The 17,801-nt window shown below is 59.8% G+C and carries 18 protein-coding genes; 6 read left to right on the forward strand and 12 right to left on the reverse strand.

From position 1 onward, the window contains the following. The first annotated feature begins 83 nt into the window (after window positions 1–83). Window positions 84–581, forward strand: coding sequence for a GFA family protein (locus ACWTU8_RS11335; RefSeq protein WP_029353593.1), 498 nt, complete (start codon window positions 84–86; stop codon window positions 579–581). Between the two features lie 9 nt (window positions 582–590). On the opposite strand, the gene sufA is transcribed toward ACWTU8_RS11335, so the two are convergent. The 8 genes from sufA to ACWTU8_RS11375 form a co-directional block, all read right to left on the reverse strand. Then, window positions 591–971 carry a Fe-S cluster assembly scaffold SufA gene (sufA, locus tag ACWTU8_RS11340; RefSeq protein WP_455848136.1) on the reverse strand — a complete coding sequence of 127 codons (381 nt, stop codon included), beginning with the start codon at window positions 969–971 and terminating at the stop codon, window positions 591–593. A 110-nt stretch (window positions 972–1,081) separates the two neighbouring features. Further along, window positions 1,082–1,474, reverse strand: coding sequence for an SUF system Fe-S cluster assembly protein (locus ACWTU8_RS11345; RefSeq protein ID WP_127212323.1), 393 nt, complete (start codon window positions 1,472–1,474; stop codon window positions 1,082–1,084). A gap of 5 nt (window positions 1,475–1,479) precedes the next feature. Next, entirely contained in the window at window positions 1,480–2,721 is a 1,242-nt protein-coding gene (locus tag ACWTU8_RS11350) for a cysteine desulfurase (protein WP_455848137.1), read from the reverse strand. Window positions 2,722–2,807: 86 nt separating this feature from the next. Next, window positions 2,808–4,076, reverse strand: a complete 1,269-nt coding sequence (gene sufD, locus ACWTU8_RS11355) for a Fe-S cluster assembly protein SufD (RefSeq protein ID WP_455848138.1) — start codon at window positions 4,074–4,076, stop codon at window positions 2,808–2,810. Window positions 4,077–4,116: 40 nt separating this feature from the next. Continuing rightward, window positions 4,117–4,872 (reverse strand): Fe-S cluster assembly ATPase SufC, encoded by a 756-nt coding sequence (sufC, locus tag ACWTU8_RS11360; RefSeq protein ID WP_455848139.1) that lies wholly within the window; start codon window positions 4,870–4,872, stop codon window positions 4,117–4,119. Next, on the reverse strand, window positions 4,865–5,281 hold the full coding sequence (locus tag ACWTU8_RS11365) for a hypothetical protein (protein ID WP_455848140.1): 417 nt from the start codon (window positions 5,279–5,281) through the stop codon (window positions 4,865–4,867). The genes sufC and ACWTU8_RS11365 overlap by 8 nt, the downstream gene beginning before the upstream one ends. Next, window positions 5,278–6,795: a Fe-S cluster assembly protein SufB gene (sufB, locus tag ACWTU8_RS11370; RefSeq protein ID WP_095521676.1), complete on the reverse strand. Its 1,518-nt coding sequence runs from the start codon at window positions 6,793–6,795 to the stop codon at window positions 5,278–5,280. Before sufB ends, ACWTU8_RS11365 begins: the two co-directional genes overlap by 4 nt. Before the next feature lie 186 nt (window positions 6,796–6,981). Beyond that, entirely contained in the window at window positions 6,982–8,160 is a 1,179-nt protein-coding gene (locus tag ACWTU8_RS11375; protein ID WP_455848141.1) for a cysteine desulfurase family protein, read from the reverse strand. 258 nt (window positions 8,161–8,418) lie between these two features. Here ACWTU8_RS11375 and ACWTU8_RS11380 point away from each other — a divergent pair, with 258 nt between their 5' ends. Together ACWTU8_RS11380 and ACWTU8_RS11385 are read left to right on the forward strand one after the other, a co-directional pair. Continuing rightward, on the forward strand, window positions 8,419–9,093 hold the full coding sequence (locus tag ACWTU8_RS11380) for an alpha/beta hydrolase (RefSeq protein ID WP_027154148.1): 675 nt from the start codon (window positions 8,419–8,421) through the stop codon (window positions 9,091–9,093). Window positions 9,094–9,098: 5 nt separating this feature from the next. Further along, entirely contained in the window at window positions 9,099–9,767 is a 669-nt protein-coding gene (locus ACWTU8_RS11385) for an FMN-binding negative transcriptional regulator (RefSeq protein ID WP_455848142.1), read from the forward strand. Window positions 9,768–9,881: 114 nt separating this feature from the next. On the opposite strand, the gene ACWTU8_RS11390 is transcribed toward ACWTU8_RS11385, so the two are convergent. Both ACWTU8_RS11390 and ACWTU8_RS11395 read right to left on the reverse strand, forming a co-directional pair. Then, window positions 9,882–10,214: a lipid-A-disaccharide synthase N-terminal domain-containing protein gene (locus ACWTU8_RS11390; protein WP_029353575.1), complete on the reverse strand. Its 333-nt coding sequence runs from the start codon at window positions 10,212–10,214 to the stop codon at window positions 9,882–9,884. Continuing rightward, entirely contained in the window at window positions 10,207–10,935 is a 729-nt protein-coding gene (locus tag ACWTU8_RS11395) for a glycosyltransferase family 2 protein (RefSeq protein WP_455838181.1), read from the reverse strand. The genes ACWTU8_RS11390 and ACWTU8_RS11395 overlap by 8 nt, the downstream gene beginning before the upstream one ends. Before the next feature lie 306 nt (window positions 10,936–11,241). On the opposite strand from ACWTU8_RS11395, the gene tyrS reads away from it, so the two are divergent. The 3 genes from tyrS (at window position 11,242) to ACWTU8_RS11410 (ending at window position 14,444) form a co-directional block, all read left to right on the forward strand. Then, entirely contained in the window at window positions 11,242–12,495 is a 1,254-nt protein-coding gene (gene tyrS / locus ACWTU8_RS11400; RefSeq protein ID WP_455848143.1) for a tyrosine--tRNA ligase, read from the forward strand. Between the two features lie 247 nt (window positions 12,496–12,742). Further along, window positions 12,743–14,290, forward strand: coding sequence for an anti-phage dCTP deaminase (locus ACWTU8_RS11405; protein ID WP_455848144.1), 1,548 nt, complete (start codon window positions 12,743–12,745; stop codon window positions 14,288–14,290). Continuing rightward, window positions 14,274–14,444, forward strand: a complete 171-nt coding sequence (locus ACWTU8_RS11410; protein ID WP_455848145.1) for a hypothetical protein — start codon at window positions 14,274–14,276, stop codon at window positions 14,442–14,444. The genes ACWTU8_RS11405 and ACWTU8_RS11410 overlap by 17 nt, the downstream gene beginning before the upstream one ends. 637 nt (window positions 14,445–15,081) lie before the next feature. Here ACWTU8_RS11410 and ACWTU8_RS11415 read toward each other — a convergent pair. Then, the gene (locus ACWTU8_RS11415; protein ID WP_455848146.1) at window positions 15,082–17,073 is read right to left on the reverse strand and encodes a hypothetical protein; all 1,992 of its coding nucleotides are present in this window, start codon (window positions 17,071–17,073) and stop codon (window positions 15,082–15,084) included. Next, a complete protein-coding gene (locus ACWTU8_RS11420; RefSeq protein ID WP_455848147.1) occupies window positions 17,070–17,771 on the reverse strand; it encodes a hypothetical protein in 702 nt (233 codons plus the stop codon). Before ACWTU8_RS11420 ends, ACWTU8_RS11415 begins: the two co-directional genes overlap by 4 nt. Window positions 17,772–17,801 lie beyond the last annotated feature (30 nt).

A 17,801-nucleotide genomic window follows, 5' to 3' on the forward strand; every position in this document is an offset into this window, starting at 1 on the left:
TGTCACCCGGATTTCCCCTTGTCATCGCCGCAACCAAAACCATGCTGACAAGTTGAGAGCCAAATTCTTCGGAGTCCCTCATCATGCCGCTTCTGCTCAAAGGGTCCTGCCGGTGCGATGCCGTCCGCTTCGAGGTGGAAAGCCACACGCCGGTGCCGTTCATGCTTTGCTACTGCTCGATCTGCCGCAAGCAGCAGGGCGGCGGCGGCTTTGCCATCAATCTCGGTGCCGATTTCGATACGCTGAAAATCAAGGGCAAGCGCAACCTTGGCGTCTATCAAGCCGAGATCGAGGACGACGAGCATCCACAATGCGAGATCTCGTCAGGCGAGCGGAATTTCTGCAGGAAATGCGGATCGGCACTCTGGCTCTACGATCCGACGTGGCCGGAACTGGTCCACCCATTTGCATCGGCGATCGACACAGACCTGCCGAAACCGCCTGAAAAGGTGCACCTCATGCTGAAATACAAGGCGAACTGGGTCGAGCCCGACATCGGCGAGGACGACAGGGCCTACGATGTCTATCCGGAAGAATCGATCGCCGGATGGCACAAACGAACGGGAATGTGGGTGGACTGAGGAGCCCGATCAGGCCGAGGCGCGCGCCTCGGCCAGAGCCTTCAGATCGGCCGGCTTGAGCTCAACCGATTCGCCGCAGCCGCAGGCCGAGCTCTGGTTCGGGTTGCGGAAAGTGAAGCCGGTGCGCAGCGTCGTCTGCTCGAAATCCATCTCGGTGCCGAACAGGAAAAGTGCTGCCTCGGGCGCGACGTAAACGTGGGCGCCGTCGCGCTCGACATGATCGTCCTTGGCATTCGGCTCGGTCACCAGGTCGACCGTATATTCCATGCCGGCGCAGCCGCCCTTCTTGATGCCAAGGCGAATGCCGTGCGCACTCTCACGGGTCGCGACGATCTCGCGCACCCGGTCGGCGGCCTTTTCGGTCATCGTGATGACGGCAAAGCGTCCCATCTTTTCTTTCTCCATTGCGTGCAGGTTCAAGGCCTGCCGAATGATTCCTCACCTAAAATGGTGAAATTCTCTGCCTGGCGCAAGTGCACCAATCTTTGTCATATCCGGTGCTAGTACCAACCCACCGCGACCTGTGCCTCTTCCGACATGCGGTCGGGTGACCAGGGCGGATCGAAGGTCATGGTGACCTCGACGCCTGAAACGCCCTCCACGGCGCCGACGGCATTTTCCACCCAGCCCGGCATTTCGCCGGCCACCGGACAGCCAGGCGCGGTCAGCGTCATGTCGATCTTGACCGAGCGGTCGTCCTCGATGTCGATCTTGTAGATCAGGCCAAGCTCGTAGATGTCGGCCGGGATTTCCGGGTCGTAGACCGTCTTCAGCGCCGAGACGATGTCGTCGGTCAGCCGCGCCAGTTCGTCGGCGGGAATGGCCGAGGCGGAAACCAGACCGTTGGCAGTCGTTTCCGAAGTGGTCTCAGCGGTCCGGCCTGCATCATCCATCATCGTCACCCGAAGAATTTTCGCGCTTTTTCGAGCGCATCGGCCAAAGCGTCGACTTCGGCCCTGGTATTATACATGCCGAACGATGCCCTGCATGTGGAAGTTACGCCGAAGCGTTTCAACAGCGGCTGGGCGCAATGCGTGCCGGCGCGGACAGCAATACCCTGCCGGTCGATCACCATCGATACGTCATGCGCATGGATACCCTGCAGTTCGAAGGAGATGATGGCGCCCTTATCAGGCGCATCGCCGAAGATGCGCAGCGAATTGATGGCGCGCAGCCGCTCATGCGCATAGTCCTTCAAATCGGCCTCATGGGCGGCGATGCGCTCGCGGCCGATCTTTTCCATGTATTCCAGCGCAGCGCCCAACCCGATCGCCTGCACGATCGGCGGCGTGCCAGCCTCGAAACGGTGCGGCGGATCGTTGTAGGTGACGATGTCTTGCGTCACCTCCTCGATCATTTCGCCGCCGCCCATGAACGGGCGCATGCGCTCCAGCATGTCCTTCTTGCCATAGAGCACGCCGATGCCCGAGGGACCGTAGACCTTGTGGCCGGTGAAGACGAAGAAATCGCAATCGAGATCCTGGACGTCGATCGGCATATGCACGGCGCTCTGGCTGCCGTCGACCAGCACCGGAATGCCGCGTGCGTGCGCGATGCGCACGATCTCCTTGATCGGCGCCACCGTGCCCAGCGCATTCGACATGTGCGTGATGGCGACCAGTTTTGTGCGATCAGTCAGCCGCTTCTCGAACTCCTCGATATGGAAGACGCCGAGGTCGTCGACCGGTACCCAGACCAGCCTGGCGCCCTGCCGCTCGCGGATGAAATGCCACGGCACGATATTGGAATGGTGCTCCATGATCGAAAGCACGATCTCGTCGCTCTCACCGATATTCGGCATGCCGAAGCCGTAGGCGACGGTGTTGATCGCAGCGGTGGTGTTCGAGGTGAAGACGATGTTGTCGGTGCTTGGCGCGTTGAGAAACCTCTGCACTATCTTCCGCGCGTTCTCATAGGCGTCGGTCGCGGCATTCGACAGGAAATGCAGCCCGCGATGAACGTTGGCATATTCCTGGGAATAAGCGTGCTGGATGGTGTCGAGCACGACCTGCGGCTTCTGCGCCGAGGCGCCGTTGTCGAGATAGACCAACGGCTTGCCGTAGACTTCCCGCGACAGGATCGGGAAGTCGCGGCGGATCGCCTCGACGTCGTAGGGGATGTTTTCGACTTTCTGGTCCATCACAACTTCATCGCCTCATTCCGTCCAACACCCTCGTCCGTCTCGGCGCTACGCGCCGATCCACCTTCTCCCACAAAGGGAAGGCGCTAGCCGTGCGCCACGAACCAGCCGTCGAGCCTTGCTTCCAGCGCCTCGACAATCGCCTCGTCGTCCAGCTCCTCAATTACCTCGGCAACGAAAGCCTTGACCAGAAGGCCGCGCGCGGTCTTCTCGTCGATGCCGCGGGCCATCAGGTAGAACAGGTGGCTATGGTCGATCTCGGTGACGGTCGCGCCATGGCCGCAGACGACATCGTCGGCGAAGATTTCGAGCTCAGGCTTGGTCGAGAACTCGCCGTCATCCGACAGAAGCAGCGTGTTGCAGGCCATCTTGGCGTTGGTCTTCTGCGCATATTGGTGGACGTTGATGCGCCCCTGGAAGATGCCGCGCGCCTTGCCGGTAACCACATTGCGGATTACTTCCGTCGAAGCCGTGTGCGGCACGGCATGGTCGAGCACCATGGTCACGTCCGTATGAGTGTCACCGGCAAGCAGGTTGATGCCGCGCAGCGTGAAATCGGCGCCTTCGCCTGTCGTCTTGACCACGATCTCCTGGCGCACCAGCTTGCCGCCGGCATTCATCACGAACAGCGTCAGCTTCGCATTCTTGCCGAGATGCGCCTTGAACTGGGCAAGATGCGTGGCCGTATCCGGCTGCTCCTGCACGATCAGCCACGTCACGTCGGCGCCCTCGTCAAGCAGAAGCTGGCTGACCGAGCTGACGAGTGCGGCGCCCTCGCCCGCCTGGCGCTCGACGATAACAGCCTTGGCGCCGGCGCCGGCGCGGACGCCCAAGCGCACATGCGTCTGGCCGCCGGCCTGCAGGTTCTGCAGTTCGATCGGCTTGTCCAGTTCGGTGCCGTCGGCGATGTCGACAAAATAGCCGTCTGCAACGAAAGCGGTGTTCAGAGCGCCGATTGCATCGTCGGTGCCATACGGATCGAGCCCAGGTGCTGCGCTGCCGTCGGTCAGCTTCTCCGACAGGCGCTGCACCGCAACGCCATCAACCGTCGGCAGCTTCGTGCTCGAGACGCCGTTCAGGACTGGCAGAACGGCAGAGCCTTCAACGATCGGTGCGATCGCCTTGGCGGCAGCCGCGGGATCGAAGTCCGGCACCGAACCCAGCAGGCGACGCAGGTCGGTGTAGTGCCAGGATTCGATGCGCCGCGTCGGCAGGCCGCTCTTGATCGCCTCGATGGCGTCGTCGCGCTTCAGCATCACCGTGCCGTCGCCGGGCAGCAGCGAGAGCCGGTCGCTGAAGGCGTCGATCAGCGCCGTTTCGGCTGGCGTTCGCTGGGGTGTCGTATGTATATTCATCAGTTTCGCCTCGCCTAGCTTTGTCTCGCCTTCTGGCATCTCACGCGGCTTGGCCGATCACGCCGGCATAGCCATTGGCCTCGAGATCGAGCGCCAGCGATTTGTCGCCCGATTTGATCACCTGGCCCCTGTAGAGCACGTGCACAGTATCCGGCTCGATGTGTTGGAGCAGGCGCTGGTAGTGGGTGATGATGACGATGGCGCGGTCGGGCGAGCGCAGCGCGTTGACGCCGTCCGAGACGATCTTCAGCGCATCGATATCGAGACCTGAGTCTGTCTCGTCGAGCACGCACAGCTTCGGCTCCAGGAGTTTCATCTGCAAGATCTCGGCGCGCTTCTTCTCGCCGCCGGAAAAGCCGACATTGAGCGGCCGCTTCAGCATCGCCATGTCCATGTTGAGCGAGGCGGCGGCGTCCTTCACCCGCTTCAGGAATTCGGGGATCTTCAGAGGTTCCTCGCCGCGCGCCTTGCGCTGCTCGTTCATCGCCACCTTCAAAAATTCCATCGTCGCGACGCCCGGTATTTCCATCGGATACTGAAAGGCGAGAAAGATGCCTGATGTGGCGCGCTCGGCCGGATCCATATCGAGGATCGACTGGCCGTTGTAGAGGATATCGCCTTCGGTGACCTCATAATCCTCGCGCCCGGCGAGGATGTAAGACAGCGTCGACTTTCCCGAGCCGTTCGGGCCCATGATCGCGGCGACCTCGCCGGCCTTCACCGTCAGGTTCAGGCCGCGGATAATCTCAGTGCCGTCGTCGACAATGCGGGCATGCAGATTTCTAATTTCAAGCATTCTCTTGCTCTATCGTTCCGTTGACTACATATCGCCGGGCTAGGGTAACGGCGACGTCGCTTTCAAGTTCAGGTGCCAAGTCAACTCGCATACTTCCGTCCTCGACGGCGTCGGCGGGATTCGGCCACCTGGTGATTTCAAAAATCTCAGGACCGTAGACTTGGATCATCAACTCCGTGCCGTCTTCGCGCCCAGCGCTAATTCGGTTGGCTTCGACTTCGATACTGACGGCGACCCTGCTTTCGGCAGCAAAGCTTCGAAGGTAATTTCCAAGCGACGTTGCCAATTCTCCGCAAATCTGCTCATCGAGTTTGGCCCGATAGTCGTCGGGTAGCTCACCAGAATCCCTGTCAAACTGGTGGACGCGTGCCACCAACGGCGGACCGTTCTCTGCCTCATCGTCACTCACCCGACACTCCCCTCGAGGCTGATCCCAATCAGCTTCTGCGCCTCGACGGCGAACTCCATCGGCAGCTGCTGGATGACGTCCTTGACGAAGCCGTTGACGATCAGCGCGATCGCCTCTTCTTCCGGGATGCCGCGCTGCATGACGTAGAATTTCTGGTCTTCGGAAATTTTCGAAGTCGTCGCCTCATGCTCGAACTTCGCCGTCGCGTTCTTGGCTTCCATGTAGGGCACGGTGTGCGCGCCGCACTGGTCGCCGATCAGCAGCGAGTCGCAGTTGGTGAAGTTGCGGGCGTTGGTCGCCTTGCGGTGCGCCGAAACCTGTCCGCGATAGGTGTTCTGCGAAAGGCCGGCGGCGATGCCCTTGGAGATGATGCGGCTCGACGTGTTCTTGCCGAGATGGATCATCTTGGTGCCGCTATCGACCTGCTGGTAGCCGTTTGACACGGCGATCGAATAGAACTCGCCGCTGGAATCGTCGCCGCGCAGGATGCAGCTCGGATATTTCCAGGTGATGGCCGAGCCGGTCTCGACCTGCGTCCACGATATCTTCGAACGATGGCCACGGCAGTCGCCGCGCTTGGTGACGAAATTGTAGATGCCGCCCTTGCCCTCGGCGTCGCCGGGGTACCAGTTCTGCACCGTCGAATATTTGATCTCGGCATCGTCGAGCGCGATCAGCTCGACCACCGCGGCATGAAGCTGGTTCTCGTCACGCTGCGGCGCCGTGCAGCCTTCGAGATAGGAGACGTAAGCCCCCTCCTCGGCGATGATCAGCGTACGCTCGAACTGGCCGGTGTTCTTCTCGTTCATGCGGAAATAGGTCGACAGTTCCATCGGGCAGCGCACGCCCTTGGGCACGAAGACGAAGGAGCCGTCTGTGAACACCGCCGAATTCAGTGTCGCGTAGAAGTTGTCGGAGGTCGGCACAACCGAACCGAGATATTTCTTCACCAGTTCCGGGTGCTCGCGGATCGCTTCCGAGATCGAACAGAAAATGACGCCGGCCTGCGCCAGCTCCTTCTTGAAGGTGGTGACGACGGACACCGAATCGAACACCGCGTCGACGGCGACGCGGCCCGACTTGTAGACATTGTCGCTGGGTTCCTCGAGTTCCGACGCGTCGGTCTTCTGCACGCCGGCGAGGATTTCCTGTTCCTTCAGCGGAATGCCGAGCTTTTCGTAGACCCTCAAGAGCTCAGGATCGACGTCGCTCAGCGATGTCGGTCCCGGCGTGCTCTTGGGCGCCGCATAGTAGTAGAGGTCCTGGAAATCGATCTTCGGATAATGGACGCGCGCCCACTTCGGCTCGTCCAGCGTCACCCAGCGCCGATAGGCTTCCAGACGCCATTCCAGCATCCAGGACGGCTCGTCCTTCTTCGCCGAAATGAAGCGGATAATGTCTTCGCTCAGGCCCTTTGGGGCCTTGTCCATCGCGATTTCGGTCTGGAATCCGTATTTATACTGGTCGACGTCGATCTTTCGGACCCGATCGATCGTGTCCTGCACAGCAGGCATATGCGTTCTCCATCCACGCCGGGGTCAAGGCCCGACAGTTTTCAAACTATGGCACCGCGAAACGAGTGCCCATGGGCAACCAAGGCGGCGTAAGTTCCATATAGTGCGTCCCTGCCGGAAATTCACCCGGCCACCATGAAACGCACGGCTCTACCAGGCCGGAAGGCCTGCATCATTCTGCCGCACTCAGGCAGCTTTTTCCCTGCCCGCCGCTTCGTTACCGGCTTGCCGCGAGGCGATACCTGACAGTGCCTTGCGGAACAACTCGACATCCTCGGCACTCGTTGCGTGGCCGATGGACACGCGCAAAGCGCCAAGGCTATCACTGTGCCCCATAGCTTTCAGGACATGGCTCGGGCCAACCTTGCCCGACGAACAGGCGGATCCAGCCGACAGTGCCACACCGGCGAGGTCGAAGGCGATCTGCGCCGTCTCGGCCTTGATGCCCGCAATAGCGAAGAATGTCGTATTGGCAAGCCTCAGCGCGCCAGTTCCGAAGATTTCCGCATCCGGCACCAGCGTTTTCACGATGGCCTCGATCTCGTCGCGGCGGCGACCGACCGCATCGATGCTCTTCAATCCGATCAGGGCTTCCCGCGCCGCCGCGCCAAAACCGGCGATCGCGGCTAGGTTTTCGGTGCCGCCACGGTGGCCCTTTTCTTGGCCACCGCCGGCGATCAAGGGTCTTGGCATCATCAGGTCCGAGGCGGCGAAGATGGCGCCAGCGCCCTTGGGACCGCCGATCTTGTGCGAAGACAGAATCAGGTAATCGGCGTAACCCGCTGACAAATCGAGCGGAATGCGGCCGGCGGCCTGCACGGCGTCGATGATCAGAATGCCGCCCGCCGCCTTGACGATTTCGGCGATGCGCTCGATCGGCTGGATGATGCCGGTCTCGTTATTGGCAGCGTGGATCGCCACCAGCGGCAGGCCGTCTGCCTTGTCATGACGGCCAAGTGCCGCCGCCAACGCGTCCAGCCTGACGATGCCGTTGGTGTCGACGCCGATGCGTGTCACCTGGGCTGCCGGAAAGCGCCCGCCATTCAGCACACAAGGATGATCGGCTTCGCAGACATAGAGCCGGCTCATGCGGATAGTGCCGCGCCCCATCTGCCAATCCGGCGTCAGCAGCGTCGAGGCGGCTTCCGTCGCACCGGAGGTGAACACGACATGCTCGGCGCTGGCGTTGACCAGCGTCGCCACATCGCGCCTTGCATTCTCGATCAGCCGCCGTGCGGCGCGACCCTCGGCATGGACCGATGACGGGTTGGCGGCGACATCAAGCGCGGCAATCATTGCCGTGCGCGCCGCGGCAAGCAGCGGCGCACTGGCATTGTAGTCGAGATAGGCGCGTCTTCCGGCCATTTTCGTTTCGATCGGTCCCTTCAAGAGCCATTCCGCGAGGATAGCGCGTTATTTCCTTGAAATTGCAAGGCAAGCCGTCCTATTTACGCGACTTGCGGCGCGGATGGCCGAACCACGATGTTTTGGCCACCCAGTTTTGAACAATTCTAAACTAGCTTCTAGAAAGACGCTCGCCCTGCGTCAAGGCCTGGGAAGACTGGGGGCCAGAGGAAGAGTTGTTCCGGGCGCCGCGCATTCATATGCCATGTGGAGTATTTTATGCCTGAGGTCATTTTCACCGGTCCGGCCGGCCGCCTGGAGGGTCGCTACCAGCCGTCCAAGGAAAAGAGCGCGCCGATTGCCATCATCCTGCACCCGCACCCCCAGTTCGGCGGCACGATGAACAACAAGATCGTCTACGACCTCTTCTACATGTTCCAGAAGCGGGATTTCACCACGCTTCGCTTTAATTTCCGCGGCATCGGCCGCAGCCAAGGCGAATTCGACCACGGCACCGGCGAATTGTCGGATGCGGCCGCGGCACTTGATTGGGTGCAGTCGCTGCATCCTGATTCCAAGAGCTGCTGGGTCGCCGGCTATTCGTTTGGCTCCTGGATCGGCATGCAGCTTCTGATGCGCCGGCCGGAGATCGAAGGCTTCATCTCGATCGCGCCGCAGCCCAACACCTATGATTTCTCGTTCCTGGCCCCCTGCCCGTCGTCCGGCCTCATCATCCATGGCGACGCCGACAAGGTCGCGCCGCCAAAGGACGTGCAGGGGTTGGTCGACAAATTGCACACGCAAAAGGGCATCACCATCACCCAGAAGACCTTGCCCGGGGCTAACCATTTCTTCTCCAACGACGCGGACCTCCTGCTCCAGGAATGCGCGGACTATCTCGATCGCCGGCTGGCCGGCGAGTTATCCGACCCGCGGCCGAAACGGTTGAGATAACAGCGATGTACCAGCCCCCGCATTTCCAGGAAACGCGGCAGGACGTGCTGCACGGGCTGATCCGGGCGCATCCGCTTGGCCTGCTGATTTCAAATGGAGCCGAGGGGCCGGTCGCGAACGCGATCCCGTTCCTGCTCGACGCCCCCTCCCTGCGCAACGCAGAGGCGCCGCCGAACGGCAGGCTGCGCGCCCATCTGGCGAGAGCCAATCCGCAATGGCGCCTGCTGGCCGACAACCCGGCATCGCCTGTGCTGGTCGTCTTCCAGGGCACCGATGCCTATGTGACGCCGTCCTGGTACGAGACCAAGCGCGAGACCGGGAAGGTCGTGCCGACCTGGAACTACGCCATTGTCCAGGTGCGCGGTGCAGTTAGAGTGATCGAGGACCAGGATTGGCTGGCGCGACAGATTTCCGATCTGACGGTAACACAGGAAGCCGCTCGCAAAGCACCTTGGGCGGTGACCGACGCACCAGCCAGCTTCATCCAGTCGCAGATCAAGGGCATTGTCGGGCTGGAAATCGAGATCATGGACATGCAAGGCAAGTGGAAGGTCAGCCAGAACCGGCCAATAGCCGACCGTAGCGGTGTCGCCGAGGGGCTCGAGAGCGAGGGCTCGAACTCGCCCGACATGGTCCGGCTTGTACGATCCTACGGCGGACTGGACGACAGGTAGCACCGACCTTGTGCAAGGTCGCAGCCCGGGGACTCCCAGGGATTTGCTGCGGCCAGGAAGGCATCGGTGTCGACCTTACCGGCTTGCGCCACGTCGCGCTGAGAGGCAGGTCGCTCAATCGACCTTCGTCATCGCCGCCTTGCGCTCGTTGGCGATCAGCCACAGGTTGCGGATGTAGATGAACAGTCCCAGGGCCTGGCCGGCGATGAACACCGGATCCTGCCGCTGGATGGCGTAGATCAGCAGCAGGCTGCCGCCGAACAGCGAAAAGAACCAGAAAGCGATCGGCACGACGCTGCGCTTGGCTTTTTCCGATGCGACCCACTGCACGACGAAGCGCATGCTGAAAAAGAACTGGGCGACAAAGCCGAGCAGAATCCACGTATCGAACTGCTTGACGAAGACGTCGTGAAGCCAGGTCGCCAGTTCCTGAAGCACGTTAGCCATGCCGGATTTCCACTGTTTTTGGCATTCTGCGGCGCCGGCGGCGCAGCCACCAAACACCGGCGAGATCAAGCACCCCTTGCAGGCCGCGATCGAAAATTCCGTAATTCGACTTGCCGTGGCGGCGAGAGCGGTCGACGACGTCGCAATGCACGACGCGATACCCCTCCTGGATGACGAGGGCCGGAACAAAGCGGTGCGTGCCGTCGAAGAAGGGTAATTTCCTAAGGATATCGGTATGGATCGCCTTCAGGCCGCAGCCCGTGTCGCGGGTCTCGTCATGCAGGACGGCCTTTCTCAGCCAGTTGGCGAAACGGGACGCCAGTTGCTTGATCTTGCTGTCGCGACGCTTCAGGCGCTGCCCTTGCGCAACACCGAAACCGGGACCGGCCTGCCGCAGCGCATCGACCAGCACCGGAATATATTTGGGATCGTTCTGGCCGTCGCCATCAATCATGGCGACGATATCGCCGCGGGCCGCCCAAGCGCCCGAACGCACAGAGAGAGACTGGCCGGCGGATTTCTCATGCCGGAGGTGGCGAAGCGGAAACGGGCGAAGCACTGCCTGGGCGGCAAGCACCGAGGTGGTCTCATCGGTCGAACCATCATTGACGACGATCACCTCGAAGTCGCGCCCGACCATCGCCGCCCCGATCTCGTCAAGCAGAAGCGGCAGGTTCGCCGCCTCGTTCCGGCAGGGAATGACGATGGATATCTCCGGCATTTCGGGTCGGGCTCTGTCATAGGATATGGCATTCGATTCGATGCCGTGCGGTGCCGTTCCAGCGGGTCATGTGCGGCAAGAATCCGCTGGCGCGCCTCATTACGCCAGCCCAAACGATGAAGCAAGATGCAGCCGGAAGGCGAGCTTGCGCCCGTTTCACGACCCCGTGATTACGTTCGCACCGAACCGATCATGTAAAACGCGATCGGATGCAAAACCGGATTCCCCTTTTGCTGACCGCGCTTGGATGCTAAACGCCCGCGTTCACGCATACCACGCCCGTTGGGCGCTTTCGGGAAAGAAAAAATGTCCGCCTTTAAATCCGATTTCCTGCGCATTATGAGCGAGCGCGGTTTCATCCACCAGATTTCGGATGACACCGGCCTCGACCAGCTTTTCGCCAAGGAAACGGTGACCGCCTATGTCGGCTACGACGCCACGGCGACCAGCCTGCATATCGGCAATCTGATTTCCGCGACCATGCTCTACTGGCTGCAGGAGACCGGCCACCGGCCGATCGCCCTGATGGGCGGCGGCACCTCGATGATCGGCGACCCGTCCTTCCGCGACGACCAGCGCAAGCTTTTGACGCCTGAGGCCATCGCCACCAACATCGACGGCATCAAGCGCATTTTTGGCCGCATTCTGCGTTTCGGCGACGGTGCGGGCGACGCGATCATGGTCAACAATGCGGACTGGCTGATGAAGCTCAACTATGTCGAATTCCTGCGCGATGTCGGCCGGCATTTTTCGGTCAACCGCATGCTGACCTTCGACAGCGTCAAGCTGAGGCTCGAGCGCGAACAATCACTGTCGTTCCTCGAATTCAATTATATGATCCTGCAGGGCTATGATTTCGTCGAGCTCAGCCGGCGATATGGCTGCCGCCTGCAGATGGGCGGATCGGACCAGTGGGGCAACATCATCAACGGCGTCGATCTCGGGCACCGCATGGGTACGGCGCAGCTTTATGCCCTGACCACACCGCTGCTGACGACCTCGTCAGGCGCCAAGATGGGCAAATCGGCCAAGGGCGCCGTCTGGCTGAACGGCGATCTCTACTCGCCCTATGATTTCTGGCAGTACTGGCGCAACACCGAGGACGCCGACGTCACGCGCTTCCTGAAGATTTTCACCCGCCTGCCGCTCACCGAGATCGCGCGGCTCGCCGCGCTTGGAGGCTCGGAGATCAACGAGGCCAAGAAGGTCCTGGCCACGGAAACGACGGCCATCGTGCACGGCCGCGAGGCAGCCGAGCAAGCCGAGGAAACCGCGCGCAAGACGTTTGAGGAAGGCGCGCTGGCCGAAACGCTGCCAACCGTTGAGGTCGGCAAGGCCGATTTGCAAAGCGGCGTCGGCATATTGTCACTGTTCGTCACCGCCGGGCTTGCCGCATCCAACGGCGAGGCGCGGCGACACATCCAGGGCGGCGCCGTGCGGCTGAACGACCAGCCGGTGTCGGACGATCGCCGGGTGGTGACGCTTCAGGATCTCGGCCCGGAAGAGGTCGTAAAACTGTCGCTCGGCAAGAAAAAACACGTTCTGGTGCGGCCGGTTTGAGCGGAGCCCTGAGCCGACCTGATGGAATCGGGATGGGTCTTCTTGTTTGACCATGATCTTTTCCGGTTTGCGGCGCTGACCTTCGGTTCGGGATCACGGTCAGGGATAAAACTTGATCAGCTAGCTGCCGAGAATGTGACGTGCTCCCCGTTTGTCCATGCCGTGCTTAAATCGAATTTTAGGCTGCTCGGATAGTAATTGACGAGAAGCGAGCTTTGTTTGATCTTTGTCGTTGGGGGGATCAAATATGGCGATTCAGGCACTCAACGTTGCTGGGCCGAAAAACCAGACACCGAAGAATGACAATTCCGAACTCACGAGCGAGGTGCCGGTCACTAATGAAGAACGGCGCACCGACGAACTCGTAATCGCTTTGGTCGGCCCTGTGGGATCCGGGGTAAGCATCACCGCTCTTGCGCTCGCGGAAATACTTGAGGGGGAATTCGGCTACTCCGTTGAGACGATAAAGGTCAGTGATATCATCAACGAAAAGGCCGAACTGGTTGATCATCAGCCGGTGTCTGCTACCGACGATGAACGCATCCACAAATTGCAGCAGACAGGCAGCGCCTTACGAGGGCAGTTCGGCGAGGATGTGCTCGCCAACTTTTGCATCGAGAGAATTCATGCCAGCCGTGATGAAAGTGACGCGGACAAGGTGCGTCGCTACTGCACTATTATCGATTCCTTGAAAAACCCTGGCGAAGTCGAGCGACTTCGAACTGTTTACGGCGATTTGTTCTGGCTCTTGGGAGTGTTTGCCCCCGAAGAGGTTCGAATTTCTAGATTGAAGGCTGCCAGCCCCAGCAATGCCTATATCCAGCGGATCAGCGATCAGGACTACGACGAAGGAACTGAGCATGGGCAGTCGGTCAAGGACACCATGAGCATCGCCGATATGTTCATCAGGAATGATGCTCAGAATACGGTGCAATTGACCGTGGTCCTGCAATCGTTCCTGGATCGCATTTTTGAGGTCGGCGTCAGTACCCCGAACAGCGATGAAACCGCCATGTTTGCCGCAGCTAGCGTGGCCATGCAGTCCGCTTGTCTTTCCCGGCAGGTGGGAGCTGTGATTCAAAATCCCCACGGGGAATTGATAGGCCAAGGCGCAAACGACGTGCCAAAGTTTGATGGCGGTCTCTATTCATCCAACCTGCCTCCGACCCATGATCACCGCTGCTACAACTGGAAGAATAAGATCTGCCACAACGATGCCGAGAAAGACGCGATCTTCGACCAGATAGCGAAGTACGCGCGGGAGAGTTTTACGGAAAGTTCTCAGCAGGAGGTCGATGACTTCCTGAAGAAAGTTCGGAAATCGCGTGTTAAAGGCCTCATCGAGTTCTCTCGCGCCGTGCATGCGGAAATGGCGGCAATCGTGTCGGCGGCTCGTGATGGCCTCGGTCAGGTGCGTGGCGCCACCCTCTTTACGACAACCTTTCCTTGTCACAACTGTGCCCGACACATCGTCGCTGCCGGCATCCGCAAGGTTGTCTATATCGAGCCCTATCCGAAGAGCTTGGCCCTCAACCTTCACAACGATGCCATATCGACAAACGAGAATGACGAAGGGAAGAAGGTCGTGTTCTTGCAATACCAAGGTGCTGCGCCACGTAGCTTCTCTAGGATTTTTAAACCGAATCCTGTTAGGAAGCAGGCTGGTAGCTTTGTTTTGCGATCACGAAAGACGGCGATGCCGTTTTCCGCTCCTCCCGTGGACTCCTTGGTCACGCGGGAAGAGTTGGAGGTTGCTCGGCTACTGAAGGAGATATCTGATGTCCAAGAAGCCTAGTGGCACGCAGATTGAAATGCTCCTACCAATTTCTGGAAAAAGGGCTCGACCCGCTGCCGCCAACGTCGGGAGAGAAATTCGCACCCTCTCTTACGACAAGATCGTCGACTCCCTGCGGAAGAAAGGCTTAACTAAGACCGTTGTGAAGAAGTAGCCACGACGCGCCGACCGTCGCTGCTTGCGATCCACGATCGCACCTGCGTACGGTCCGTGATATCGGCGCCGTTCGATGAAAGCTTCCTCCACCTCAATGGGAGCATCAATTTGCAGGTGTCGCATCCGTGATGGGTCATAGGCGTGAACTAGGTCGGGACGAACGAGAATCCGCTTAGGACCAAAGCTCAGTCCGAGTGTTTAGGTTCGACCTCACCGATACTCGAAAATCGACCTGAATATCCCGGGCGCGATCACTGACAGCGGGTTGACGTCCAGTCTCGGCTTGTTGGCGTCGCCCTTGAGCCGGTAGTTACGCCGATCAGGCCGCGGTCACGGCCGTTGCCGAGCAGCGCGCCGAACAGCGGCGCTGGCCTTCGGATCACGGCCTGGGGTAACTCAATCAGCTTTCTGCCGAGAATGGCCGTGGAATATCGCCATCCGTCTCATCGATCGAAACGAGCAGGTAGCGCCAGGAGCGGACGTTCTGCTGCGCCTCGATGAACGTCTTGTTCTGGGCAGGGACCAGACTGACTGCCTTCGACAAAAAGGCGACAGCTGCTGTTTAGGTGCACTTAGGCGCGAATGGAAAAAATCTGCTCGATCATGCCGAATTGTTCATCATCTATGCCTTCGAGCTACGCCTCCCGCCGCTTGGTTGCCGGAGCTTTCGCCGGCGCCGCCTTCACGCGTGCGGTCTTTTCGTCCGGCACTGCTGCCGGCTCGACCTGCTTGGGCGGGAGTTTTGGGATTGTGCGTTGGAGTCGAAGCTTGGCCAGACCCGACGCCTTATCAGCTTCTTTGCCTAGAAGTCTTACCACTTCGTCGATCCAACCGGCCTCCGGCTTCAGGACCTCTTCAAAGCGGGCCCCCTTGTAGCGCTCCTGCAGAGCGTTCGAGATCCAATACCAGTTTGACTTTGGAGACCGCATCCATGCCGCGATAAAATCCTTGGGTTTTATGGCGGCGAGAATCGGTATCGAAGCGTAGGTGTACGTTCCCTTTCCAGTATTACAAACCTCTTCTAGGAACCGTTGACCGTCAGCCTCCACAATCTTCAAAAGCTCAGGCGCAAGCTCTGGAAACTTTGCCTCAAGGGCCTTGCCGCGTGCATCCAGCAGATGCCGGAAGATGGCCTCGAACTCCGCCTTGTAGTCGTCAGTAACCCAATAGCTGATCCCATAGGCTGAATGATCGAACTCGTCATACCAGCGCCAATCTGATCCCCGTGGGGGCAGCCGACCCTCGGCGAGGAGTTTGTCGATGTAGGACCTGCACTCCTTCGCGACTGTCTTGAGGTCCTTGCCAAGAATGCCCTTGCTGGCCATCATCATCCGAAGCGCAAAGATGTGGAGCATCTCGCCGGAATCGACGATGGCCCGCGTGTCGAACTGCTCCTGCATCTTCTTGACTGCATCATCGACAACGTCGTCGTTGAGTTTGTCGAAACTGCCGACGATCTGCCAAGGCGCCGCGCTCTGTGGTTTCAGGAAATAGGAGCTCGCATCCAGCGATGCTCGAATGCCTGATTTATCGAACCGCCCCTCGATCAGCATCTGGCTGAGCACTTCATCCTGAAGTAGCGAACTGGTCAGATTCACCGAACTGTAGCGGTTCTTCGCGACTACAATCCTGGGCTGCTCGCCAGCGCCCTCCTTTCCCCCGCGTCCAGCAATATAGCCAAATTCACTGGCGCGCCGTTGCGAAAGGTCCTCAGGCTCGAGGCGACCGGCCCGCCACTCGATGTCAAAAGCACAAAAGAGCCGGACGAGTTCGACCATCGCCTGATCGTTCGCCAGATGCTCTTTGCTCAAAGTTCCGATCAGTCGGCTCAGATCCTCGATCACATGCCGCAATATCCGAAGTGATTGCACGCCGGATTCGGAGAAGACCCCGATCATGTTGTCCCGCTGCGTGGCAACGAAATCCTTTCCGGACCCCGCAGGCAACACCGAATGAAAATCGTCAAAGGCCGCGAGGACCTGCGGCTCCACGCGAATGGTCTGGCCGAAGATCTTCTCCTTCGCTTCCGAAAATTCTTCGGCGAGCTTCTGGTCGTGAGCAATGACGATCACGCAACAGCCGTGATGCTCCACATAGAGATTGATGATTCCCAGCGTCTCTTTTACGCCGAGGCCACATCGCTCGAGATCGTCGAAAATGATCGGCTTGTCGTTCCTCACTTCCTGGCGGAGGAATGCCCCGACCAGTCCCGAGGTGAGGCCGCTGACGGCGAGTGATCCGAGACCCGGCACCTCGGCCGTCATGTCGCCGACGCTGTTGGCAATCTTCTTGACCCACGCCTTTCCCGGAAACATCGCTGTGTAGACGGCTGCGACCACGTCATCGGAACTGTTGAGGCCGAAGAGGCTCACATAGTACGCTTCCTCGTCCGGCATCGCCTGGCGTACCTGGTAGGTCTTCCCCGTTCCCCAGTCGCCGGTGACCAGAACGGCATAGTGCGGCTCTTTGCGTGTGCGGTAGTAGTCCAGATATTTCTTCAGATTCGACGTAGAAGTTGTCGGCAGCTTGGTAGTCTTGGGGGCTGCTTCGATCATGTCCGCCATAGATTTCGCTGGATCCTCATCAGGCCCGAAAAAGCGCTTTCTCAGGTGCCGCCAGACGCTCATAGTTGCTCCGTTTCAGGCGCGACGACCAAGGTCTGCGAGCGTAGAGCCTCCGCGAGCTCGCTGAGCCAGGACGACACGTCGACGATCGAAACGGCATGTTGATAATCGTAAAAGTAGTCCTTCACCTTGCGATACCTGTCCCCAAACCGCTCGAAAAAGAGCATCTGGACCTTGTCCCCCCGGCTGAGGACGCTCTTTATCGAGCGGCCGCCGTTCAGAAATTTCAGCGCATGCGCTGTTCCCAACGAGTACAAGATTTTGCGCTTCGGGCTTTGGCTATCCTCCAGCATGAAGAAGTCCTTGAATATGGAATTCTGTCGGACGGACTCCGCACCTCCTCGCCAGTTTATAAACTTGAACTCCGCAATGCGGCGGTCAGTCTCGAGGTCGAATTGGCGTCCGGTGTTGCCGGCGCCAAGCGAAACATACTCGACGCGCTCTCCCGGTTCGAGAACGTGTGGGAGACACAGCAAGATGCCAAGCGCATGTATTGTGACGTCGATCTGACCCGCCAGCCGTTTCATTGCGCCAGCCGCCGCAAGCACGTTGCGTTCGGCACCCGCGGTTTCCAGAAATGGCAATGCCTGGTCGGCCGTCAAACCCCGCACATCGCTTTCAATTCGCGACAATGTCCGCGTCAGATTCTCTCCCGCAAACTTCGAGAGAAGCTTGATCGCCCCAGCCGGATCTTCCTTCATCGCCCCATCCATTCGACTACGTCGTCAGCA

This window comes from Mesorhizobium sp. BHbdii, from assembly GCF_053848045.1.

Coding starts and splice junctions, on each gene's coding strand:
- ACWTU8_RS11390 (WP_029353575.1), bottom strand. CDS start 10,214: ATGGCTAACGTGCTTCAGGAACTGGCGACCTGGCTTCACGACGTCTTC.
- ACWTU8_RS11405 (WP_455848144.1), top strand. CDS start 12,743: ATGGCGATTCAGGCACTCAACGTTGCTGGGCCGAAAAACCAGACACCG.
- sufB (WP_095521676.1), bottom strand. CDS start 6,795: ATGCCTGCTGTGCAGGACACGATCGATCGGGTCCGAAAGATCGACGTC.
- ACWTU8_RS11350 (WP_455848137.1), bottom strand. CDS start 2,721: ATGGACCAGAAAGTCGAAAACATCCCCTACGACGTCGAGGCGATCCGC.
- ACWTU8_RS11335 (WP_029353593.1), top strand. CDS start 84: ATGCCGCTTCTGCTCAAAGGGTCCTGCCGGTGCGATGCCGTCCGCTTC.
- ACWTU8_RS11410 (WP_455848145.1), top strand. CDS start 14,274: ATGTCCAAGAAGCCTAGTGGCACGCAGATTGAAATGCTCCTACCAATT.
- ACWTU8_RS11395 (WP_455838181.1), bottom strand. CDS start 10,935: ATGCCGGAGATATCCATCGTCATTCCCTGCCGGAACGAGGCGGCGAAC.
- tyrS (WP_455848143.1), top strand. CDS start 11,242: ATGTCCGCCTTTAAATCCGATTTCCTGCGCATTATGAGCGAGCGCGGT.
- ACWTU8_RS11345 (WP_127212323.1), bottom strand. CDS start 1,474: ATGGATGATGCAGGCCGGACCGCTGAGACCACTTCGGAAACGACTGCC.
- sufD (WP_455848138.1), bottom strand. CDS start 4,076: ATGAATATACATACGACACCCCAGCGAACGCCAGCCGAAACGGCGCTG.
- ACWTU8_RS11380 (WP_027154148.1), top strand. CDS start 8,419: ATGCCTGAGGTCATTTTCACCGGTCCGGCCGGCCGCCTGGAGGGTCGC.
- sufA (WP_455848136.1), bottom strand. CDS start 971: ATGGGACGCTTTGCCGTCATCACGATGACCGAAAAGGCCGCCGACCGG.
- ACWTU8_RS11420 (WP_455848147.1), bottom strand. CDS start 17,771: ATGAAGGAAGATCCGGCTGGGGCGATCAAGCTTCTCTCGAAGTTTGCG.
- sufC (WP_455848139.1), bottom strand. CDS start 4,872: ATGCTTGAAATTAGAAATCTGCATGCCCGCATTGTCGACGACGGCACT.
- ACWTU8_RS11375 (WP_455848141.1), bottom strand. CDS start 8,160: ATGGCCGGAAGACGCGCCTATCTCGACTACAATGCCAGTGCGCCGCTG.
- ACWTU8_RS11415 (WP_455848146.1), bottom strand. CDS start 17,073: ATGAGCGTCTGGCGGCACCTGAGAAAGCGCTTTTTCGGGCCTGATGAG.
- ACWTU8_RS11385 (WP_455848142.1), top strand. CDS start 9,099: ATGTACCAGCCCCCGCATTTCCAGGAAACGCGGCAGGACGTGCTGCAC.